Origin of the sequence: Micromonospora acroterricola (assembly GCF_003172955.1) — a bacterium.
GTDB classification, from domain to species: Bacteria; Actinomycetota; Actinomycetes; order Mycobacteriales; family Micromonosporaceae; genus Micromonospora; species Micromonospora acroterricola.
Genome location: NZ_QGKR01000090.1, coordinates 1 through 20,993 on the forward strand (window position 1 = coordinate 1; position 20,993 = coordinate 20,993).

Here is a 20,993-nt window from a genome sequence, read left to right on the forward strand (position 1 = left end):
GGACTGGTGGATAGGGTGGTGAGGGGGAAGGGAGTGCGCTGGTGAGGGTGTTGGCTGCTATGTCGGGCGGGGTTGACTCGGCCGTGGCGGCGGCGCGGGCGGTGGAGGCCGGGCACGACGTGACCGGGGTGCACCTGGCGCTGGCGCGCAATCCGCAGACCTACCGGACCGGGGCGCGTGGCTGCTGCACGCTGGAGGACTCGCGGGACGCCCGGCGGGCCGCCGACGTGATCGGCATCCCGTTCTACGTCTGGGACATGGCCGACCGGTTCCACGAGGACGTGGTGGACGACTTCGTCGCCGAGTACGCGGCCGGTCGTACGCCGAATCCCTGCCTGCGCTGCAACGAGAAGATCAAGTTCGCCGCGGTGCTGGACCGGGCGGTGGCCCTGGGCTTCGACGCGGTGGTCACCGGCCACCACGCCCGGCTCGGCCCCGACGGGCTGCTGCGACGCAGCGTCGACGTGGCCAAGGACCAGTCGTACGTGCTGGCCGTGCTCACCCGCGAGCAGCTGGACCGGTCCCTGTTCCCGCTCGGCGACTCGACGAAGGCGCAGGTCCGTGCGGAGGCCGCCGAGCGTGGCCTGGCGGTGGCCGACAAGCCGGACTCGCACGACATCTGCTTCATCGCCGACGGCGACACCCGCGGCTTCCTGGCCGGGCGGCTCGGCGAGGCGCCCGGCGACGTGGTGGACGCGAGCACCGGCGCGGTGGTCGGCAGCCACACCGGCGCGTACGCGTACACCGTCGGTCAGCGCCGCGGGCTGCACCTGGACCGGCCCGCCCCGGACGGCAGACCGCGCTACGTGCTCTCCATCACGCCGAAGACCAACACGGTGACGGTCGGCCCGGCTGAGGCGCTCGAGGTGTCCCGGGTGTCCGCCGAGCGGCCGGTCTGGACCGGTGGCCCGCGTCCGGACGCGCCGGTCGAGTGCGAGGTGCAGCTGCGCGCGCACGGCGACGTCGTTCCGGCAACCGTGGCCCTCGACGGCACCACGCTCCACGCCGAGCTGCGCCGGCCGGTACGCGGCGTCGCCGCCGGTCAGGCCGTGGTGGCGTACCGGCCGGACCCGGCCGGCGACGTGGTTCTCGGCTCCGCCACCATCACCGGCTGACCCGGCTCGGCCGTCGCCGCCCGGGCCGCCGGCGTACCGGATACCCTTCCGCCGTGACAGATCAGGCGTGGCCCTGGCCGGCCGGCGCGGCGACCGGTATCGGTTCGCTGCCCGGCACCGACATCGCCGAGGCGCAACGGGTGGTGCTCGGCGAGCTTCCCGCGCTGCCCCACCTGCCCGAGCTGCCGGCCCGCGGCCCCGGCGCCGACATGATCGGTCGCAGCGCCGGGCTGCTGGTCGAGCTGCCCGTCGAGCTTTACACGGGGCGCTGGCGGGTCGCCCCGCGGCCGGGCCGCGACCTGCGCCGGGCCCGCGACCTGATGGAACGCGACCTGGACCAGCTCGCCGAGCAGGCCGAGGAGTACGCCGGGCCGATCAAGGTGCAGGCGGCCGGTCCTCTCACCCTGGTCAGCTCCCTGGAGCTGCCGATCGGCGGCCGGTTGCTGCGCGACCCCGGCGCGGTCCGCGACCTCACCGGCTCCCTCGCCGAGGGGCTGCGCGCGCACGTGGCGGCGGTCGCCCGGCGACTGCCCCGTGCCTCGGTGCTGCTCCAGCTGGACGAGCCGTCACTGCCGACCGTGCTGGCCGGGCGGGTGCCCACCGAGAGCGGGCTGGGCGCCTACCGTGCCGTGGACTCGGCGGACGCGGCGGCGCTGCTGCGCACCGTCGTCGAGGCGGTCGGCGTGCCGACCGTTGTGCACTGCTGCGCCCCGGACGTGCCGTTGGAGCTGATCCGCTCGACCGGCGCCGCCGGGGTCGCTCTCGACCTTGACCTGATCACCGAGCTGGACCCGCTGGGTGAGGCGATCGAGGCCGGGCTCGGGTTGCTGGTCGGGGCCGTGCCGACGCGGCCGCCGACGTCCGGTGACCTGCCGACATCCGCGCGGGTCGCGGACCGGGTACGCCAGCTCTGGGACCGGCTGGGCTTCCCCCGCCGGCAGCTCGCCGAGCAGGTGGTGGTCACCCCGGCCTGCGGGCTGGCCGGCGCCAGCCCGGAGTACGCCCGGGCCGTGCTGGCCGCGTGCCGCGACGCCGGCCGGCGGCTCGCCGAGAGCTGAGGTTAACTGTCGTACCGGGTGGGCAGGATGATGGTCATGATTGGACAGCTACGTTCAGTGGTGATCGACTGCCCGGACCCGCACGCGCTGGCCGCGTTCTACGCGGAGCTGCTCGGCGTGCCCCTGGTTGAGGGCGACTCCGACGACGAGTGGGTGGTGCTGGGCGGTCCGCCCGGGCACCAGCCGCGGCTGGCGTTCCAGCGGGCGCTCAACCTGCGCCCGCCGGCCTGGCCGGATCCGCAGCGGCCGCAGCAGTTCCACCTCGACGTGACGGTGACCGACATCGAGGCGGCCGAGAAGGCGGCGCTCGCGCTGGGCGCCCGCCGGCTGCCGGGCGAGGGCGAGGGCTTCCGGGTCTACGCGGACCCGGTCGGCCACCCGTTCTGCCTCTGCTGGGACTGACCCTGGCGTCGATCGCCGACGCGAGCGGGACGGGCCGAGGGGTGGTCAGCGGGTGGGCAGGTGGTGCAGTGCGCGGACCCGCCGCCACAGGTCGGCGTCGCAGCGACCGGCGTGGTCGGCGAACGCGGCGGAGCTGATCCGGGTTGGCTCGGTGAGACTCAGGTAACTGTCGTGCTCGGCGCCGGGGTCCCAGTCCCGGGTGGGAATCCGCACGTGGTCGTCCCGGTCGCTCTTGTCCTGGCTGGTGATCTTCAGGACGTCGGCGCCCCGGGGGTCGGCGCGCAGCACCAGACAGGGTCGCACCTTCGACCCGCTGCCGTCGGCGTACGGCACGTCGGCCCACCAGATCTCGCCCGGCTTCGGTGCGCCGGCCCCCCGGTCGCTGTCGCGCGCCCGGGGCTTGGCGGCCGGCCGGTCGGCACCGCGCGGTCGGGGCGGTGCGGGGCGACGACCGCCGCGCGCCGTGGCGCCCGGCCGGGTGTCGCCGGGCCGGTTCGTCACCCGGTGGCGCCAGCTGTTCCACGCCCAGCCGGCGGCCACCGCCAGCAGGATCGCCACCGCCCAGAGCAGGGCCTCGGGCATCGGTACCTCCGCCTCCGGGCGGCCCACCGGCCGCCGTCGTCCGGCGATCCTCGCACGGCGTCGACCGCGCCGCCTGTCGACCGCGCCGCTCGTCGGCGCGGGTGGGGCGACGGATTGTCCCACCGGCCCGATACCGTGCGTAGGTAGCGTGATCAGGGAGGTCGCAGGCGTGTCCGAAGGTGGCGGGGTGTCCGAGGAGCAGATCGGTCAGCAGGTCAGCCCGGCGCAGGAGGCGGCGGCCGGCGCCGAGCCGACTCCGCAGGCGCGGGAGCGGCACGCCACGCTCAGCCGCGAGCTGACCGAACACCAGTACCGCTACTACGTGCTGGACGCGCCGACCATCGCCGACGCCGAGTTCGACCGGCAGTTGCGCGAGCTGGAGGCACTGGAGGAGGAGTTCCCGGCGCTGCGCACGCCGGATTCGCCGACCCAGCGGGTCGGCGGCACGTTCTCCACCGACTTCACGCCGGTCACCCACGCCGAGCGCATGCTGTCGCTCGACAACGCCTTCGCCGACGAGGAGCTGGCGGCCTGGGCCGAGCGGGTCGAGCGCGACGCCGGCGGGCCGGTTCCCTACCTGTGCGAGCTCAAGGTCGACGGGCTGGCGATCAACCTGACCTACGAGGGCGGGCGGCTGGTCCGGGCCGCCACCCGCGGTGACGGCCGCACCGGCGAGGACGTCACGGCCAACGTGCGCAGCATCCGCGACGTGCCCAGCCAGCTCACCCCGTCCACCGACTTCCCGGACATCCCGGAGCTGCTGGAGGTCCGGGGCGAGATCTACTTCCCGGTCGCCGCGTTCGCCGACCTCAACGCGGGTCTCGTCGAGCAGGGCAAGGCGCCCTTCGCCAATCCCCGCAACGCCGCCGCCGGCAGCCTGCGCCAGAAGGATCCGCGGGTCACCGCGTCCCGGCCGCTGCGCCTGGTGGTGCACGGCATCGGTGCCCGCCGCGGGTGGCAGCCGGCGGCGCAGTCCGAGTCGTACGCGGCGCTGAGGGCGTGGGGGCTGCCGACCAGCGACCGGTGGCGGGTGGTGCCGGATCTGACCGGCGTCGCGGAATACATCGCCTACTACGCCGAGCACCGGCACGACGTCGAGCATGAGATCGACGGCGTGGTGGTCAAGGTCGACCCGGTCTCCATCCAGGGCCGGCTCGGCTCGACCAGCCGCGCACCACGGTGGGCGATCGCCTTCAAATACCCGCCGGAGGAGGTCACCACCAAGCTGCTCGACATCGACGTCAACGTGGGGCGCACCGGCCGGGTCACCCCGTTCGCCGTGCTCGAACCGGTGCGGGTGGCCGGCTCCACCGTGGCGCTCGCCACCCTGCACAACGCCCGTGAGGTGGAGCGCAAGGGCGTCCTGATCGGCGACACGGTGGTCCTGCGCAAGGCCGGCGACGTGATCCCCGAGGTGCTCGGCCCGGTGGTCGACCTGCGCCCCGCCGACGCCCGCCCGTTCGTCATGCCCACCACCTGTCCGGCCTGCGGCACCCCGCTCGCGCCGGCCAAGGAGGGCGACGTCGACATTCGCTGCCCCAACACGCGCAGCTGCCCCGCACAGCTGCGCGAGCGGGTGTTCCACCTCGCCGGCCGCGGGGCCTTCGACATCGAGGTGCTCGGCTACAAGGGCGCGGCGGCACTGCTGGACGCGGAGATCATCGGCGACGAGGGGGATCTCTTCCAGCTCGACGCCGAGCAGCTGTCCCGGTCACCGTTCTTCGTCAACAAGGACGGCAGCCTCGGCAGCAACGCCGTCAAGCTGCTGGAGAATCTCGCGGTGGCCCGGGAGCGCGATCTCTGGCGGGTCCTCGTGGCGCTCTCCATCCGGCACGTCGGCCCCACCGCGGCCCAGGCGCTCGCCCGGCACTTCCGCTCGATGGAGGCCATCGACGCGGCCAGCGAGGAGGAGCTCTCCTCCGTCGACGGGGTGGGCCCGACCATCGCGGCCAGCATCCGGGAGTGGTTCGCCGTGGACTGGCACCGCGACGTGGTCCGCAAGTGGGCCGAGGCGGGCGTACGGATGGCCGAGGAGGCGGTCGACGAGGGGCCGCGCCCCTTGGAGGGCCTGACCGTGGTGGTGACCGGCACGCTCGCTGGCTTCTCCCGGGACCAGGCCGCCGAGGCCGTGCAGAGCCGGGGCGGCAAGGTCAGCGGGTCGGTCTCCAAGAAGACGAGTTTCGTCGTGGTGGGGGACAACCCGGGGTCCAAGGCCGACAAGGCCGCCAGCCTCAAGGTGCCGGTGCTCGACGAGGACGGGTTCCGGGTGCTGCTGGACGCGGGCCCGGACGCCGCGCGGGACGTCGCCCGGACCGAGGGCTGACCGCCGCCGCCGGCCCGGTGTCACCGGCGGCTGCCGCTGTGGCCGCGGGCGGCTGCGGCTGGCGTCGCTGCTGGCCGCGTATACCAACTTAATTACGACTACGACCGATTCGTGACTGTCATACCGGGAAACTCGGGGCTGAGGGCGTTTCATTGGGTCACGGCGTGCGCACCGCACGCCAACCGTCGGTCGGGAGGTGTGATGGAGGTCGCCGACCCGCGCAACTCCGTCCCGCCCGGACGGGTGGCGCCGTTCACCGCCTTCGTCGTCGCCATCCTGGCGGTGGCCGCGCTGACCGCCGCCGGTCCACTCGCGACACTCCCCGCCGAGGCGTCCGAGCTGCCGGTGGCGTTCTGGACGATGGCCGCGCTCGCCCTGGTCTGCGACGCCCGCCCGTTCGTCCCGCCCGGGCGCCGGCAGTCCTCCGCGGTCTTCCCGTCGACCTGCTTCACCTTCACGATCCTGCTCGGCTGGGGGCTCGGCCCGGCCGTGGCGGTGCAGGCGCTGGGCGTGGTCGTCTCGGGCTGGCGGATGCGGCACGCCGCGTGGCGGACGGCGTTCAACGTCGGCCAGTACGCCTGTGCCCTCGCCGCCGCGTACGGGATCCTCCAGCTCGGGCCGGGCATCATCTTCTCCGACGGCCGGCTGCACTGGACCGACGTGGTCGCCGTCGGCGGTGCCACGGTCGCCTGGTTCGTGGTCAACTACGGGCTGGTCAGCTGGGCGGTGCGGCTGCGCTTCGGCGACCGGTGGTGGCCCACCGTCCGGCAGGGCCTCGGGTTCGAGCTGCTCTCCACCGGCTCGCTGCTGCTGCTCGCCCCGGTGCTCGTCGCCGCCGCGCGGGTCAGTGCGGCGCTGATCCCGCTGGTGCTGGTGCCGCTCTTCGCCGTGTACCGGATGGCCCGGCTGACCGTCGAGCAGCAGCACCTCGCCGCCGCCGACCCGCTCACCGGCCTGCCCAATCGCAAGGCGCTGCTCGCCGAGGTGGCGGAGCAGGTGCACCTGCACGCCGAGCGGACCGCCCGCGGCGAGCCGGACGGGCACCTGGCGTTGCTGCTGATCGACCTGGACCGCTTCAAGAACGTCAACGACGCGCTCGGGCACGCCGTGGGCGACCGCCTGCTGGTCGAGGTCAGCGCCCGGCTCACCGACGTGGAGCCCCGGCCGCAGATGATCGCCCGTCTCGGCGGGGACGAGTTCGCCATCGTGATGACCGGGCTGACCGACGCCAGCCAGGCGCGGGACCTGGCCGACCGGGTGGTCGGGGCGCTGGCCGAGCCGGTGCCGCTGGACGGGCTGCCGCTGGACGTCGGCGGTTCGATCGGCATCGCGCTCTTTCCCGAGCACGGTGAGGACTTCGCCACCCTGATGCGCCACGCCGACGTGGCGATGTACGACGCCAAGCACCGCAACGACACGGTGGCCGTCTACGCCCCGGAATCCGACCACAACTCCGCCGAGCGGCTCGGCCTCCTCGCCGACCTGCGCCGGGTGCTGGAATCCGGCCCGTCGGTCGACGACCCGCTGCGCACCGGATCAGCGGGACCCGCAGCACCGCCGGCTGCCGCCGACGGGGACGCCGGGCCGACCGAGCCGGGCGGTCGCGAGCAGGTCGTCGACGTACCCCTCGCTCCTGCCGCGGAGGTGCGCGGCGGCGATGGCGCCGCCCTGCCCAGCGGTGACCTGCACCCGGCCGAGGCCGCGCCGCACCCGGCCACGTCGCCGGTGATCGCCGCCGCACCGCCGGTCGGCGGCCGGTGGTGGGGTCGCCGCCGCCGTCCGGGCGGCGAGCTGGCACACGCCGACGAGCTGATCAACCGGATCGCCACCGGAGCCGACCCGATCCGGGGCCGGAACACCCGCGCCACGGTGGCCGGCACCCGCCCTGGCCCGGCTCGGGACCGGCACGCCAGCGGCGGGCGCGGGCGGCGATCGCCGAACGGGAGCCAGGTGCCGGCGCTGGCGGACGGCGGACCGCGGCGCGACGTGGGGCCGGGCACGCCGGACGAGCCGCTCGGGCCGCCCGGCTGGGCGCACGCCGGTGGTGAGCCGGCCGACGACGCCGGTGAGATCACCATGTACTACCAGCCGCAGATCGCCATCGCGACCGGCGAGGTGGTCGGCGTCGAGGCGCTGCTGCGCTGGCGGCACCCGCGGCGGGGGATGGTCGACCCGGAGGAGCTGATCCGGGTCGCCGAGCAGAGCGCGGTGATGCGGCTGCTCACCCGGCGGGTGGTCGACGACGTGGTCGAGCAGCTCGCCAAGTGGTCGGCGGCCGGCATCGGCCTGCGCGCCGCGCTGAACGTGAGCGTGCGGGACCTGCACACCGGCGAGATCGCCGACCAGATCGCCGATCGGCTGACCCGCTACGGGGTCCCGGCCGAGCGGCTGCAAGTGGAGATCACCGAGGGCGCCCTGATGGCCGACCCCCGCCGGGTGCTGGCCACGATCTCCCGGCTGCACCGGATCGGGGTGGCCATCGCCCTGGACGACTTCGGCACCGGTTACTCCTCCCTGCAACACCTGCGCCGGCTGCCGCTGTCCGAGGTGAAGGTGGACCGCTCGTTCGTGCTCGGCATGGCCGACGACGCGGACGACGCGGCGATCGTCCGCTCGATGATCGAGCTGGCCGGCGCGCTGGGGCTGCGGGTGGTCGCCGAGGGCGTGGAGGACGAGCGGACCTGGCGGATGCTGCACGCCGCCGGCTGCGACGCCGCGCAGGGCTGGTTCTACGCCCGACCGATGCCCGCCGAGGAGCTGGTCACCTGGCTGGCCCGGTACCGGCCGGTCCGCCCGACCGGCGGCCCGGAGCCGGACGCCGGCCGTCGGCCCACCCGGTGACGGCGCGCACGGGCCGGCGGAGGGGGAGTCGGGGACGCGGCACCGGAGCGGAACAATAGACTCGCTCCGGTCACCGCGCGTCACGCTGCACCCGTCGCGCGGCCGGCACACCGCCCGACCAGCAGGACATCAGAAGGGGGCACGGATGGCCGCCATCTCCCGCGAGGAGGTCGCGCACCTGGCGCGCCTGTCGCGGCTCGCCGTCACCGAGGAGGAGCTGGACATGTTCGCCGGCCAGCTCGACGTGATCCTCCAGGCGGTCGCCCAGGTCGGCGAGGTCGCCGCCGCGGACATCCCGCCGACCTCGCACTCGGTGCCGCTGACCAACATCTTCCGCGAGGACGTGGTCACGCCCTGCCTGACCCCGCAGGAGGCGCTGTCGGGCGCACCCGACGCCGAGGACCAGCGGTTCCGCGTACCGCGGATCCTGAGTGAGGATGTGGCCTCGTGAGTGATCTGACCAGAATGACCGCGGTGGAGATCGCCGCTCTGGTCGCCGGCGGCGAGACCTCCGCCGTCGAGGTGACCCGGGCACACCTGGACCGGATCGCCGCGGTCGACGACCGGGTGCACGCGTTCCTGCACGTGGACACGGACGGCGCGCTGGCCGCGGCCCGCGCGGTGGACGAGCGCCGGGCCGCCGGCGAGGAGCTGGGCCCGCTGGCCGGCGTGCCGGTCGCCGTGAAGGACGTGCTGGCCACCCGGGGTGTGCCGACCACCGTCGGTTCGAAGATCCTCGAGGGCTGGCGCCCGCCGTACGACGCGACGATCGTGCAGCGACTGCGTGAGGCCGGCACGGTGATGCTCGGCAAGACGAACATGGACGAGTTCGCGATGGGCTCCTCCACCGAATACTCGGCGTACGGCGCGACGCACAACCCGTGGGACCTGAGCCGGATCCCGGGCGGTTCGGGTGGCGGCAGCGCCGCCGCGCTGGCCGCGTACGAGGCGCCGCTGGCGATCGGCTCGGACACCGGCGGCTCGATCCGCCAGCCCGGCGCGGTCACCGGCACCGTCGGCGCGAAGCCCACCTACGGCGGCACCTCCCGCTACGGGCTGGTCGCCTTCTCCTCGTCGCTGGACACCCCCGGCCCGTGTGCCCGTACGGTGCTCGACGCGGCCCTGCTGCACCAGGTGATCGGCGGGCACGACCCGCGTGACTCCACCTCCATCCCGCAGCCGGTGCCGGACGTGGTGGCGGCGGCGAAGCTGGGCGCGACCGGTGACCTGACCGGCGTGCGGCTCGGCATCGTCAGCGAGTTCGTCGGTGAGGGCGCCGAGCCGGGCGTGATGGCCGCGTTCCGCGAGTCGGTGGACGCCCTCGCGAAGCTGGGCGCGGAGATCGTCGAGGTGTCCTGCCCGACGTTCGCCTACGCGCTGCCGGCGTACTACCTGATCGCGCCGAGCGAGTGTTCCTCCAACCTGGCCCGGTTCGACGGCGTCCGGTTCGGCCTGCGGGTCGGCGACGACGGCAACCGGTCGTTGGAGGAGGTCATGTCGCTGACCCGGGAGGCCGGTTTCGGCCCCGAGGTCAAGCGCCGCATCATGATCGGCACGTACGCTCTGTCGTCCGGCTACTACGACGCCTACTACGGGCAGGCGCAGAAGGTCCGGACGCTGATCACGCGGGACTTCACCGCCGCGTTCGAGCGGGTCGACGCGCTGATCTCGCCGACCACGCCGTCCGTGGCGTTCCCGATGGGCGCGCGCACCGCCGACCCGTACCAGATGTACCTGGCCGACCTGTTCACCATCCCGACCAACCTGTACGGCGGGCCGGGCATCTCGGTGCCCTGCGGCCTCTCCGAGGGGCTGCCCGTCGGCCTGCAGGTGATGGCGCCGACGATGGCCGACGACCGGATGTACCGGGTCGCCGCCGCGCTGGAGTCCGCGGTCGGCACGTTCACCCCACCGGCACTGTGAGGCAGGAGCCCAGATGACGACGACGCTGCCCGCGTACGACGAGGTCGTCGCGCGCTACGAACCGGTGATCGGCCTGGAGACCCACGTCGAGCTGGGCACGAACACCAAGATGTTCTGCGGCTGCCCGACCGACTTCGGTGGCGAGCCCAACACCCGGGTCTGCCCGGTGTGCCTGGGCCTGCCCGGTTCGCTGCCGGTGGCCAACAAGGCCGCCATCGAGGCGATCATCCGGATCGGCCTGGCGCTGAACTGCTCCATCGCCGAGTGGTGCCGGTTCGCCCGGAAGAACTACTTCTACCCGGACATGCCGAAGAACTTCCAGATCAGCCAGTACGACGAGCCGATCTGCGTCGACGGCTACCTGGACGTCGAGGTCGGCGGCGAGACGGTGCGGATCGAGATCGAGCGGGTGCACCTGGAGGAGGACACCGGCAAGACGCTGCACGTCGGCGGCGCCACCGGCCGCATCCACGGCGCGACCGAGTCGCTGGTCGACTACAACCGGGCCGGCATTCCGCTGGTCGAGATCGTCACCAGGCCCATCCCGGGCACCGGCGCGCTCGCGCCCGACGTGGCCCGGGCGTACGTCACCGAGCTGCGGGACGTGATCCGCACCCTCGGCGTCTCGGACGTGCGGATGGAGGAGGGTTCACTGCGGTGTGACGTGAACACCTCGCTCAACCTGCCGGGGGAGGAGTGGGGCACCCGTACCGAGACCAAGAACGTCAACTCGCTGCGCTCGGTGGAGCGGGCGGTCCGCTCGGAGATGCTGCGGCAGGCCTCGGTGCTGGACGCCGGCGGCCGGATCACCCAGGAGACCCGGCACTTCCACGAGGACACCGGTGACACCACCCCGGGCCGGTCCAAGGAGACCGCGACCGACTACCGGTACTTCCCGGAGCCGGACCTGGTGCCGATCGCGCCGGACCCGGCCTGGGTCGCCGAGCTGAAGGCCGCCCTGCCGGAGCTGCCCCGGGTGCACCGGCGTCGGCTCCAGCAGGACTGGGGGCTCTCCGACCTGGACATGCAGTCGGTGCTGAACGCCGGTGCGGTCGAGCTGATGGAGGCCACCATCGCCGCCGGCACCACGCCCGCCGCCGCACGCAAGTGGTGGCTGGGCGAGTTGTCCCGCCGGGCCAACGAGACCGGCGTGGAGCTGGCCGACATCGGCGCCACCCCGAGCCAGGTGGCCGAGTTGCAGGGCCTGGTGGACGCCGGCAAGCTCAACGACAAGCTGGCCCGCGCGGTGCTGGAGGGCGTGGTCAACGGCGAGGGCTCGCCCACCGAGATCATGACCAACCGGGGCCTGGAGGTCGTGTCGGACACCGGCGCGCTCACCGCCGCGGTGGACGAGGCGATCGCCGCCAACCCCGGCATCGCCGACAAGATCCGTAGCGGCAAGGTCGCGGCGGCCGGCGCGCTGGTCGGCGCGGTCATGAAGACCACCCGTGGTCAGGCCGACGCGAAGACCGTCCGCGAGATGGTCCTGGAGCGCCTCGGCGTCCAGGGCTGATCCGTAGGGACGAACGGGCTGGCGCAGCATGCGTCAGCCCGTTCGCCGTGCAAACCGCATCCCCCTCGCGAGGGCGTCAACGGCGACGCCCGGATGGAGTCACCGTGAACCAGCACGACCTCGATGTCCTCGACGAGATCCAGCGGCGGGTGCTCTGGCTCGCCACCCGGATCGTGGACGCCGCCAACCACGACCGGGCCACCGGCGACGGGGTGAAGGTCGGCGGTCACCAGGCGTCCAGCGCCTCGCTGGTCACCGCGATGACCGCGCTCTGGTTCGCGCACCTGGACGCCGAGGACCGGGTCGCCGTCAAGCCGCACGCCTCGCCGGTGTTCCACGCCATCCAGTACCTGCTCGGCAACCTGGACCGCTCGTACCTGCCCCGGCTGCGGGCGCGCGGCGGCCTCCAGTCGTACCCGTCGCGCACCAAGGACCCCGACGAGGTGGACTTCTCCACCGGCTCGGTCGGGCTCGGCGCGGCGGCGCCGCTGTTCGCCGCCGCCACCCGGCGCTACGTCGACGCGCACTTCGGCGCCCGCCCGCACTCCCGGTTCGTGGCGCTGATCGGCGACGCCGAACTGGACGAGGGCAACATCTGGGAGGCCGTGGCCGACCCGGCCACCACGGGCCTGGGCAGCGTGATGTGGCTGGTCGACTTCAACCGGCAGTCGCTGGACCGGGTGGTGCCAGGCATCCGGATCAACCAGTGGCGCGGCCAGTTCGAGGCGGCCGGCTGGCACGTCGTGGAGGTCAAGTACGGCCGCCGGCTCGCCGAGGCGTACGCCCGGCCGGGCGGTGCGGCGCTGCGCGACTGGATCGACGCGATGCCCAACGAGCAGTACCAGTCGCTGTTCGGGCTGGCCGGCCCGGCGCTGCGCAAGCAGTTCCTGGACGGCGCGCCCGCCGAGGTGGGCGCCTTCGTCGAGGGCATCGACGACGAGGAGCTGGGTCCGCTCGTCACCGACCTCGGCGGGCACGACCTCCAGGCGATGCTCGACGCGTACGCCCAGTGCGACGCGGTCACCGACCGGCCCAGCGTCGTCTTCGCGTACACCGTGAAGGGTTGGGGTCTGCCCATCGCCGGCAATCCGCGCAACCACTCGGCGCTGCTCAGCACCGACCAGGTCGACGTGTTGCGCGCCGCGCAGGGGCTGACCCGGGAGACCGAGTGGGACCGCCTCGACCCGTCGTCACCGGCCGGCATCCGGGCCGGCGCCCGCCGGGAGGCGCTGTCCCGCGCGCCCCGCGAGCGCGCGCTGGGGGTCACCGTTCCGGAGAGCACGGGAGTACGCGCCAACAAGCCGATCTCCACGCAGGAGGTCTTCGGTCGGGTGCTGGTGGACCTGGCCCGCGACCGGGAGGTCGGCCGCTACCTGGTCACCACCGCGCCGGACGTGGCCACCTCCACCAACCTCGCCGGGTTCATCAACAAGACCGGGGTGTTCGCCCCCACCGAGCAGCGTTCCTGGACCGAGGACCGGATGCTGCGCTGGACGGAGAGCCCCGCGGGGCAGCACATCGAGCTGGGCATCTCGGAGATGAACCTGTTCCTGCTGCTCGGCCAGCTCGGCCTGTCCTGGGACCTGTCCGGGCAGCCGTTGCTGCCGGTGGGCACGGTCTACGACCCGTTCGTGCTGCGGGGCCTCGACGCGTTCCTGTACGGCACCTACTCCGGCTCCCGGTTCGTGGTCGCCGGCACCCCGTCGGGCATCACCCTGGCCCCGGAGGGCGGCGCCCACCAGTCCACCATCACCGCCTCCGTCGGTCTGGAGCTGCCCGGGGTGACCTTCCTCGAGCCGGCGTACGCGACCAGCCTGGACTGGCTGCTCTGCGACGCGCTCGGGCAGATCGCCGGCGGGTCCGCCCCGGCCGCGACCGCCGCGCCGACCGAGGACGGCGCGTACTACTTCCGGCTGAGCACCCGGCCACTGGACCAGGCGCCGTTCGAGGCGGCCCGGGCCCGGCTCGGTGACGCGGTGCTGCGCCGGCAGGTGGTCGCCGGGGCGTACCGGCTGGTCGACGCGCACCAGGCGTACCCGCACCTGGCCGACGCCCCGGTGGTGCAGCTGGCGGCCTCCGGCGCGGTGCTGCCCGAGGTGCTGGCGGCCGCGGCGGAGCTGGCCGAGGAGGGCATCGCCGCGCACGTCGTGGATGTGACCTCGCTGGACCGGCTCTACCGCTCCTGGCAGCGCACCCTGCGCCAGGGCGTGCGGACGGCCACCGTCCCCAGCGTGCCGGGCGCGCTGCGGTCCGCGTTCGCCGACCGGGTGCCGGTGGTGAGCGTGCACGACGCCGCGTCGCACGCGATGGCCTGGCTCGGTTCGGCGCTCGGCGCGCCGGCGGTGCCGCTCGGGGTGGACGAGTTCGGCCAGTCCGGCACCGTGGCGGAGCTGTACGAGTTACACGACCTGCTGCCCGGCAGCATCGTCAACGCCGCCCTGGCCGCCCTCGCCCTGCGCTGACCCCCGAGTTTCCCGACGGTGCGGCCCCCGGCCCGCGCTCAGCGGGTCGGGGTGGGGGTGACCGAGGGGGACGCCCCGGCGGTCGGGCCCTCCACCACGTGCCGTTCCAGGTTGACCTGTGCCTGCCCGGTGCCGCCGACGGTGATGTCGTCGTACGCCTGGAGCATCTTCTGCTGGTCGAAGTAGAGCACGCTCATCGACAGCGGGGTCGGCTTCTCACCCTCCAGCCCGCGCAGCCCCGCGCCGCCGGTGGAGCCCTCCACCATCAGCGTGGTGGGCTGCTGGCCGGGCGCCTGGGGCAGCTTGGAGATCTGCCGGGAGTGGGTGTGCCCGGCGAGCACCAGCGGGCAGGTGCCGGCGAGCGGCCCGGCCGACGCCGGGTCGTGCACCAGCGCGATGTTCACCGGCCGCGGCGAGCGGCGCACCGTCGCGGCGAGCTGGTCGCCGGCGCCGATCACCTGGTCGGCCACCTGCTGGGTCAGCCCGCTGCCGGCCGGGGAGGTGTTCTTGTCCGGGGTGAAGCGCGGGTCGCCGATGCCGGCGATGGTCAGCCCGGCGACCGTGGTCGTCGAGTTGTTCAGCACGATCGCGTTCGGCTGGCGGGCCACCGCGGCGCCGGTCCGACCCGAGTCGTGGTTGCCCCGGATGAAGACGTACGGCTTCTTCAGCAGGCCGATCGAGCCGACGAAGGATGCCTCCGGCTCGCTGCCCCAGTCGGTGATGTCCCCGGTGTCGATCACCACGTCGATGCCGAACTGCTCCACCACCGTCCGGATCAGCTGCCAAGCCGTCGGGTTGAGGTGCAGGTCGGAGATGTGCAGCACCCGGGTGGTGCCGGGCGCCGGCTCGTAGACCGGCAGCGCCGACACGGTGGTGTAGAGCTGGCTGACGTTGCCGACGATGCGTTGCAGTTGCTCGGCGTACCGGGAGTAGTCGTTGGCGATCCGCCGGGCGTCGCCGACGATGGCCGGCGCGTTGACCAGCAGACCCTCGTACCGAGGCTCCTCGATCGCCTGCGGGCGCAGGGTGGCCGCCGCCGTGCCGAGGCTGCCGGCGGTGACCAGCAGCGCCAGCCCGCCCGCCCAGGCGGTCCGCCGCGTGTCGCGGAAGATCAGCCCGGCCAGGAGCAGGGTGACCAGCACCGCCGCGGCGAGGGTCCGCAGCCCGAGCCGCATCACCCCGGACCGGACGTCCTCCACGGCGCTCTGGCTGGCCCGGCTGATGCTGGCCGGGTCGTCGATCAGCGCCTCGGTGCGCCCCTGGTCCAGCGCGCCCAGCCGCACGGTGAGGTGCGTCGGCCCGTCGTGGCTGTCCAGCAGCAGTGCGCCGAGCGGCGGCACGTCGACGGTGGTGCCGCCGGCGCTGGCGGGGGAGAGGGTGAGGGTGGCCCGGAACGGCCCGATGTCGGTGTCCACCCGACCGCCGGCGAGCACGCCGAGCACCACCCCGGCCAGGGCCACGGCGAGGACGGCGAGGATCACTCCGGTGCGGCGCACCGGACCGACCGACCGGCGCGACGCACCGCCGGTCACCGGCTCGTCCCGGTCCCCGGAGTCGTCGTGCTGCTCGTCGTGTTGCCCGTCCATGCTGAGATTCTGACCTGCCCGTCGGAGGATCTTGGCAAACCTGCACGGATGGTGACGTGGATCAGCTGCGACCGCCGTCGCCGCCGGCGAAGACGATCCGCAGGAGCCGGTCGTCGTCGGCCGCCGGATCGCCCCGCCCGTCGTGGTTCGAGGTGCTCACCCAGAGCGACCCGTCGGGCGCGGCGGCCACCGCGCGCAGGCGGCCGTACCGGTTGGTGAGCATCTCGCTGGGCTGGCCGAGCAGCGTGCCGGTGTCCGTCAGCTCCATCACCCAGAGCCGCTTGCCCCGCAGGCAGCCGGTGACCAGCAGCCGGTCCGTGGCGGCCAGGCCGGAGCAGGACGCGTCCGAGGTCGCCCACTGGGTGATCGGGTCGGTGTACCGCCTGTCCCCGGCCCGCCCCTCGACCTGCGGCCAGCCGTAGTTGCCACCCTTGGTGATCTGGTTGATCTCGTCCCAGGTGTTCTGGCCGAACTCCACGGCGTACATCCGCTTGGCGGCGTCCCAGGCGAAGCCCTGCACGTTGCGGTGTCCCAGCGACCAGACCGGCGAGCCGGGGTACGGGTTGCCCGGGGCGGGCTTGCCGTCCGGCGTGATCCGCAGGATCTTGCCACCGAGGCTCTTCACGTCCTGGGCGGCGGGCCGCTCGCCGGCGTCGCCCGTGCTGACGTAGAGCTGCCCGTCCGGCCCGAAGCCCAGCCCGCCGCCGTTGTGCACGTTGGCCTTGGGGATGCCGGTGAGGATCGGGGTGGCCTCCCCGCCGAGCCGCAGCCGGGCGACCCGGTTGTCCTGCTCGGCCGTGTAGTAGACGAAGACCGTCTGGTCCCGCTCGTAGCTCGGGGAGACGGCGATGCCGAGCAGGCCGCCCTCGCCCGCCGCCGCCACGTCGGTGATCGTCTGCACCACCCGGACCCGCAGCCCGTCCGGCCCCGACTCGGGCCCGACCTGGACGATCCGGCCGTTGTCCCGCTCGGTGACGAGCGCCCCGCCGTCCGGCAGGAAGGCGATGGCCCAGGGCACCCGCAGCCCCTTGGCGAGCACCGTCGCCACCGCCTGCTGGCCGGCGCCACCGGGGCTCGCCGACGCCGACGGGGTGGGCAGGTTGGGCGGCTCGCCGGCCGGGTCCGGCTCGGGCTCGCCGAAACTGCAACCGGCGGTGAGGAGCAGCGCCGCGCAGGACGCCGCGAGGGCCGCCCGGGGGCGACGGATGCGAGAGTACGGGGGACGGGCGCTCACCCGGCCCAGGGTAGCCCGCCGGACGGGCCGGCCGGGGCCGACGGGATCGGACCGGCCTCCGGTGGCGGTGCCGGTGGTCCCACGTGGACCGCTCAGCGGGCCCGTACGGCCAGCAGCGCGGTGTCGTCCTCACGGTGCCGGATCGAGGCGAGCAGCAGGTCACACAGCTCGTCGAGAGCCAGCTTGTCGGCGCCGGAGAGCCGGGCCACCAGCTCGGCCAGCCCCTCGTCGATGGACCGGTCCCGCCGCTCGATCAGACCGTCGGTGTAGAGCAGCAGCGTGTCGCCCGTGGCCAGGCTGGTCGACCGGCTGGTCCGCAGGGACGGTCGCGCCAGGCCGAGCAACGGCTCCGGCGGTGCTTCGAGGACCTCGACCGCGCCGCCCACGCGGACCAGCAGGGCCGGCGGGTGCCCGGCGTTGCACCAGGTGACCTCGCGGACACCGGACCGGTCGGGACAGATCCGTACCAGCGTCGCGGTGGCCGCGATCGGCAGCCGCAGGCCGCGGATGGCGCCGTCCAGGTGCGTCATCAGATCCCCGACCGCGTCTGGCCGGCCGAACGCGTTGCCTCGCACCAGGTTGCGCAGCTGGCCCATGGTCGCCGCCGCCTCGATGTCGTGCCCGGCCACGTCGCCGATCGCCGTGATGAGGTCCCCGTTGGGCTGGACGAAGGCGTCGTACCAGTCGCCGCCCACCGCCACCCGGTCAGCCGCCGGCTGGTAGCGGGCCGTCAGCTCCAGCTCCGGTACGTCCGGCAGCCGCGGCAGCATGCTGTGCTGCAGGACCTCGGCGACGTGCCGCTGCTCGCCGTACATCGAGCTGTTGCCGATGGCCTGCCCGGCCCGGCGGCCGATGTCCATCGCGGTGAGCAGGTCACGGTCGTCGAACTGTTGGCGCTGTGCCCCGTTGACCAGGGTGATCGCCCCCAGCACGGTGCCACCGGCGGCCGGCACGGGCACGCTCAGGTACGAGGTGATGCCGAGGCGGCCGGCGATCGACGTCATCTCCGGGTTCGTGGTGCCCCGCGTCACGTCGGCCAGCGACGCCACACCGCCCAGCCGGGGCTGGCCGGTTCGCAGCACCGCCCGGATGGTCGACTCCGGGCTCAGCCCGGTGCGCAGCAGCTCGGCGAAGCGGTCGACGTCGGCAGCCCGCTCGGGCTCGCGATGCACCGCGACGACCTCGCGCGGCAGCCCGGTGGGCCCGACCAGGGTCAGCAGGCACCAGTCGGCCAGCAGCGGCACCATGGTGGCGGCGAGCCGGCGCAGCGCGGTGCCCACGTCGAGCGTGCCGGCCAGCGTCTCGCTGAGCCCGGCCAGGAGTTCCAGCCGGTCGTGCGCCTGCACGACCCGCCGGCGCGCCTCCTGCGCGCCGTCCAACGCGATGCGCAGCCGCAGCTCCGACGAGCAGGCGGCGGCCAGGTCGGCCAGCGTCCGCAGCTGCGCCGCCGTCCAGACCCGCGGTTTGCTGTCCATGGCGCAGAGCGCTCCGAGGACCCGGCCGGAAAGGTCGGTCAGCGGCATCCCCGCGTACGCGACCACGCCGAGGTCCCCGATGGCGAGGTTGTCCCGCACGCGGGGGTGGAGCCGGGCGTCCGGCAGCACCATGGGCAGCTCGATGTCCACCACGTGCTGGCAGAACGAGTGGCTCAGGGGGGTCTGCCGGCCATCCGCCCACGGTTCGGGCAGGCCCACCGCGCCGGGAAAGAACTGCCGGTCGGCGGAGACCAGGGAGACCAGCGCGACCGGGACGTCCAGCAGATCACTGAGCAGACGGGCGAACCGGTCGAACGCCTCGTCCGGAGCCGCGCCGAGGCCGGTGTCCGCGAGCGCCTGCAGCCGCATCGGATCGCTGAGCGCCGGGGGCGGGGGGATCGCGCGCGGGGGGCGGGCGGGGGAGCCGGCGGTCATCGAACACCTGTCTGCCGGGGCGGAGGCCGGCCGGCGCTCCGACCCCCTCTTATACCTCGTTCGTGCACCGGCCGAACCTCGGTGTGCCCAGTCTCGCGGGCCCGGCGCAGCCCCGGTACACGGTTGGCCGCCGTGCCCGCACGGCCCGCCGGTTCGAGGGCTATCGTCGGCGGTCGTGAAGGTATGGATCCCGCATCAGGCCGGTCTCAATCTCATCGGCGAGCTGCCCCCGGACGTGACGGTGGAGGTCGCCGAGCACCCCGACCGGCTGCCGTCGACGGTGGCCGGCGTGCGGTTCTGGGTGCCGCCGTTCCTGGCCGGCTCCGACGCGACCGCGTTGCTGCACGAGCTGCCCGACCTGGCGGTGGTGCAGCTGCTCTCCGCCGGCGCGGACGCCTGGGCCGGCCGGATGCCGGCGGGTGTCACGCTCTGCGACGCGCGTGGCGTGCACGACCCGTCCACCGCCGAGTGGGTCGTCACCGCGGTCCTGGCCCAGCTGCGGGCGTTCCCTGCCTTCGTCCGGGCGCAGGCAGACCGGCGGTGGGCCTTCCAGGAGGTCGCCCCGACCGACGAGCTGGCCGGCAAGCGGGTGCTCATCGTCGGGGCCGGTTCGATCGGCACGGCGGTGCGGGACCGGCTCGCCCCGTTCGAGGTGCGCTTCACCCTGGTCGCCCGGACCGCCCGGCCGGAGCAGGGGGTGCACGGCGTCGAGGAGCTGCCCCGGCTGCTGCCCGAGGCCGACGTGGTGGTGGTGCTGGTGCCGCTCACCGACCAGACCCGTGGCCTGATCGACAAGGAGTTCCTGGCCGCGATGCCGGACGGGGCGCTGCTGGTCAACGCGGCCCGGGGGCCGGTGGCCCGCACCGAGGCGCTCGTCGCCGAGCTGGGCACCGGCCGGATCTCGGCCGCGCTGGACGTCACCGACCCGGAGCCGCTGCCCGCCGACTCTCCGCTCTGGACGATGCCGAACGTGCTGCTCACCCCGCACGTGGCCGGGTCGGTGCGGGGGCTGCTCCCGCGGGCCTACCGGCTCGTCGGCGACCAGGTGCGGCGCTACGCCGCCGGTCAGGAGCTGATCAACACGGTGGTCGACGGCTACTGAGCGGGACGGCTCAGGCGGTCGCGTCGGGCAGCGTCTGGCCGGTCGCGGAGATCAGCCGGGGCAGGTCCGTGCCCCGGACGGCCGGCAGGACCACCTGCTGGCCGTCGTCGAGCCGGGCGACCGCCCGTCCGCGCTGGTCGGTGACCAGCTCGACGACCCGGTCCCAGCTGATCCGGCGCTGCCCCGTCAACGCCCGCAGGCGCAGCTCCCGGGCGTCGGCGTCGGTGCCGGCCCGCCAGGCCCACACGCCGACGGCGAGCGGGACGAGCAGCACCGGCAGCAGGTATCCCCGAGCGTTGGCCAGCGGCAGGGCGCCGATGAAGGCGATGACCGCGGCCGCCAGGATGGCTTGGTTGTACCGGAAACGGACGGTGTCGGGCGTACTCACCCTCCGATGATCCCACCACCGGCCCGTCCGGCTCGCGGCGGGCCGTGCCCGGCTGGCCCGCCAGGACGTACAGTGACACGGGTCGCTGCCTCCCGAGGGTGACCGACGCGTAACCGATCTGGCCGCCGTTCGTTCTCGACTGTTGGGCAGCGGACCCGCAACTCCGACGCCCCGCACCGCCGCACCGCCCCCGTGCCCCCTCACGAAGGCGACCGCCGTGCTCCTCGCGTACCCGTTCCGTGTCCTCGTCCCTCGCCGAGCGGCACCGGAGGCCGCCGTGTCCACGGCGGTGGCGCTGCTCGTCCTCGCTGCCGCCGCCGACCTCGTCCCGACCTCGGTCGTGATCGCGCTGGCCGGCGGCGCCGGCTCCACGCTCGCCGGGCTGCGGCTCTCCCGGCTGGCGACCCGGCGCCCCACCGGCGCGCCACCCGCCGAGCCTCCACCCGCCGAAACGCGACCCGCCGAACCTTCGGCCACCGACGCGTCGCCCGGCAGCGGCCGGAGCAGGTCGGCCAGCGCGGGGCTCTCCACCCCGGCGATCCCGGCGGCGGCCC

The 20,993-nt window shown here is 74.2% G+C and carries 15 protein-coding genes and 1 pseudogene; 11 read left to right on the forward strand and 5 right to left on the reverse strand.

Going from position 1 to position 20,993, the window contains the following annotated elements; genetic code table 11:
* Positions 1-41: 41 nt before the first annotated feature.
* Genes mnmA through DKT68_RS01980 form a run of 3 tightly spaced genes read left to right on the forward strand, consistent with a single transcriptional unit; the run spans position 42 to position 2,575 of the window.
* Positions 42-1,115 carry a tRNA 2-thiouridine(34) synthase MnmA gene (mnmA, locus tag DKT68_RS01970; RefSeq protein ID WP_109815721.1) on the forward strand — a complete coding sequence of 358 codons (1,074 nt, stop codon included), beginning with the start codon at positions 42-44 and terminating at the stop codon, positions 1,113-1,115.
* A gap of 53 nt (positions 1,116-1,168) precedes the next feature.
* Positions 1,169-2,173: a methionine synthase gene (locus DKT68_RS01975; protein ID WP_109815722.1), complete on the forward strand. Its 1,005-nt coding sequence runs from the start codon at positions 1,169-1,171 to the stop codon at positions 2,171-2,173.
* A 36-nt stretch (positions 2,174-2,209) separates the two neighbouring features.
* On the forward strand, positions 2,210-2,575 hold the full coding sequence (locus DKT68_RS01980) for a VOC family protein (protein WP_201748862.1): 366 nt from the start codon (positions 2,210-2,212) through the stop codon (positions 2,573-2,575).
* 45 nt (positions 2,576-2,620) lie between these two features.
* Here DKT68_RS01980 and DKT68_RS01985 read toward each other — a convergent pair whose 3' ends face one another.
* On the reverse strand, positions 2,621-3,157 hold the full coding sequence (locus DKT68_RS01985; protein ID WP_109815734.1) for a type II toxin-antitoxin system PemK/MazF family toxin: 537 nt from the start codon (positions 3,155-3,157) through the stop codon (positions 2,621-2,623).
* Between the two features lie 187 nt (positions 3,158-3,344).
* On the opposite strand from DKT68_RS01985, the gene ligA reads away from it, so the two are divergent.
* The 6 genes from ligA (at position 3,345) to DKT68_RS02015 (ending at position 14,219) form a co-directional block, all read left to right on the forward strand.
* A complete protein-coding gene (gene ligA, locus DKT68_RS01990; protein WP_109815724.1) occupies positions 3,345-5,480 on the forward strand; it encodes an NAD-dependent DNA ligase LigA in 2,136 nt (711 codons plus the stop codon).
* 201 nt (positions 5,481-5,681) lie between these two features.
* Entirely contained in the window at positions 5,682-8,321 is a 2,640-nt protein-coding gene (locus DKT68_RS01995; RefSeq protein WP_109815725.1) for a putative bifunctional diguanylate cyclase/phosphodiesterase, read from the forward strand.
* A gap of 145 nt (positions 8,322-8,466) precedes the next feature.
* Positions 8,467-8,772 carry an Asp-tRNA(Asn)/Glu-tRNA(Gln) amidotransferase subunit GatC gene (gene gatC, locus DKT68_RS02000; protein ID WP_088946529.1) on the forward strand — a complete coding sequence of 102 codons (306 nt, stop codon included), beginning with the start codon at positions 8,467-8,469 and terminating at the stop codon, positions 8,770-8,772.
* Positions 8,769-10,244 carry an Asp-tRNA(Asn)/Glu-tRNA(Gln) amidotransferase subunit GatA gene (gatA, locus tag DKT68_RS02005; RefSeq protein ID WP_109815726.1) on the forward strand — a complete coding sequence of 492 codons (1,476 nt, stop codon included), beginning with the start codon at positions 8,769-8,771 and terminating at the stop codon, positions 10,242-10,244. Before gatC ends, gatA begins: the two co-directional genes overlap by 4 nt.
* Positions 10,245-10,257: 13 nt before the next feature.
* Complete coding sequence (gene gatB, locus DKT68_RS02010; protein ID WP_109815727.1) at positions 10,258-11,757, forward strand: Asp-tRNA(Asn)/Glu-tRNA(Gln) amidotransferase subunit GatB; 1,500 nt, start codon at positions 10,258-10,260, stop codon at positions 11,755-11,757.
* A gap of 104 nt (positions 11,758-11,861) precedes the next feature.
* Positions 11,862-14,219 (forward strand): transketolase-like TK C-terminal-containing protein, encoded by a 2,358-nt coding sequence (locus tag DKT68_RS02015; protein ID WP_109815728.1) that lies wholly within the window; start codon positions 11,862-11,864, stop codon positions 14,217-14,219.
* Positions 14,220-14,257: 38 nt separating this feature from the next.
* On the opposite strand, the gene DKT68_RS02020 is transcribed toward DKT68_RS02015, so the two are convergent.
* The 3 genes from DKT68_RS02020 to DKT68_RS02030 form a co-directional block, all read right to left on the reverse strand.
* Positions 14,258-15,805 (reverse strand): metallophosphoesterase, encoded by a 1,548-nt coding sequence (locus tag DKT68_RS02020; RefSeq protein ID WP_109815729.1) that lies wholly within the window; start codon positions 15,803-15,805, stop codon positions 14,258-14,260.
* A 61-nt stretch (positions 15,806-15,866) separates the two neighbouring features.
* Positions 15,867-17,039 carry a PQQ-dependent sugar dehydrogenase gene (locus tag DKT68_RS02025; protein ID WP_109815730.1) on the reverse strand — a complete coding sequence of 391 codons (1,173 nt, stop codon included), beginning with the start codon at positions 17,037-17,039 and terminating at the stop codon, positions 15,867-15,869.
* A 92-nt stretch (positions 17,040-17,131) separates the two neighbouring features.
* Positions 17,132-18,949, reverse strand: a complete 1,818-nt coding sequence (locus DKT68_RS02030; RefSeq protein ID WP_109815731.1) for a SpoIIE family protein phosphatase — start codon at positions 18,947-18,949, stop codon at positions 17,132-17,134.
* Positions 18,950-19,124: 175 nt separating this feature from the next.
* Here DKT68_RS02030 and DKT68_RS02035 point away from each other — a divergent pair, with 175 nt between their 5' ends.
* Positions 19,125-20,051, forward strand: a complete 927-nt coding sequence (locus DKT68_RS02035) for a 2-hydroxyacid dehydrogenase (protein ID WP_109815732.1) — start codon at positions 19,125-19,127, stop codon at positions 20,049-20,051.
* A 10-nt stretch (positions 20,052-20,061) separates the two neighbouring features.
* Here DKT68_RS02035 and DKT68_RS02040 read toward each other — a convergent pair whose 3' ends face one another.
* Positions 20,062-20,439, reverse strand: a complete 378-nt coding sequence (locus DKT68_RS02040; RefSeq protein WP_109815733.1) for a PH domain-containing protein — start codon at positions 20,437-20,439, stop codon at positions 20,062-20,064.
* Positions 20,440-20,716: 277 nt separating this feature from the next.
* On the opposite strand from DKT68_RS02040, the pseudogene DKT68_RS31325 reads away from it, so the two are divergent.
* Positions 20,717-20,993 (forward strand): annotated as a pseudogene (locus DKT68_RS31325) (GGDEF domain-containing protein); the annotation flags it as partial.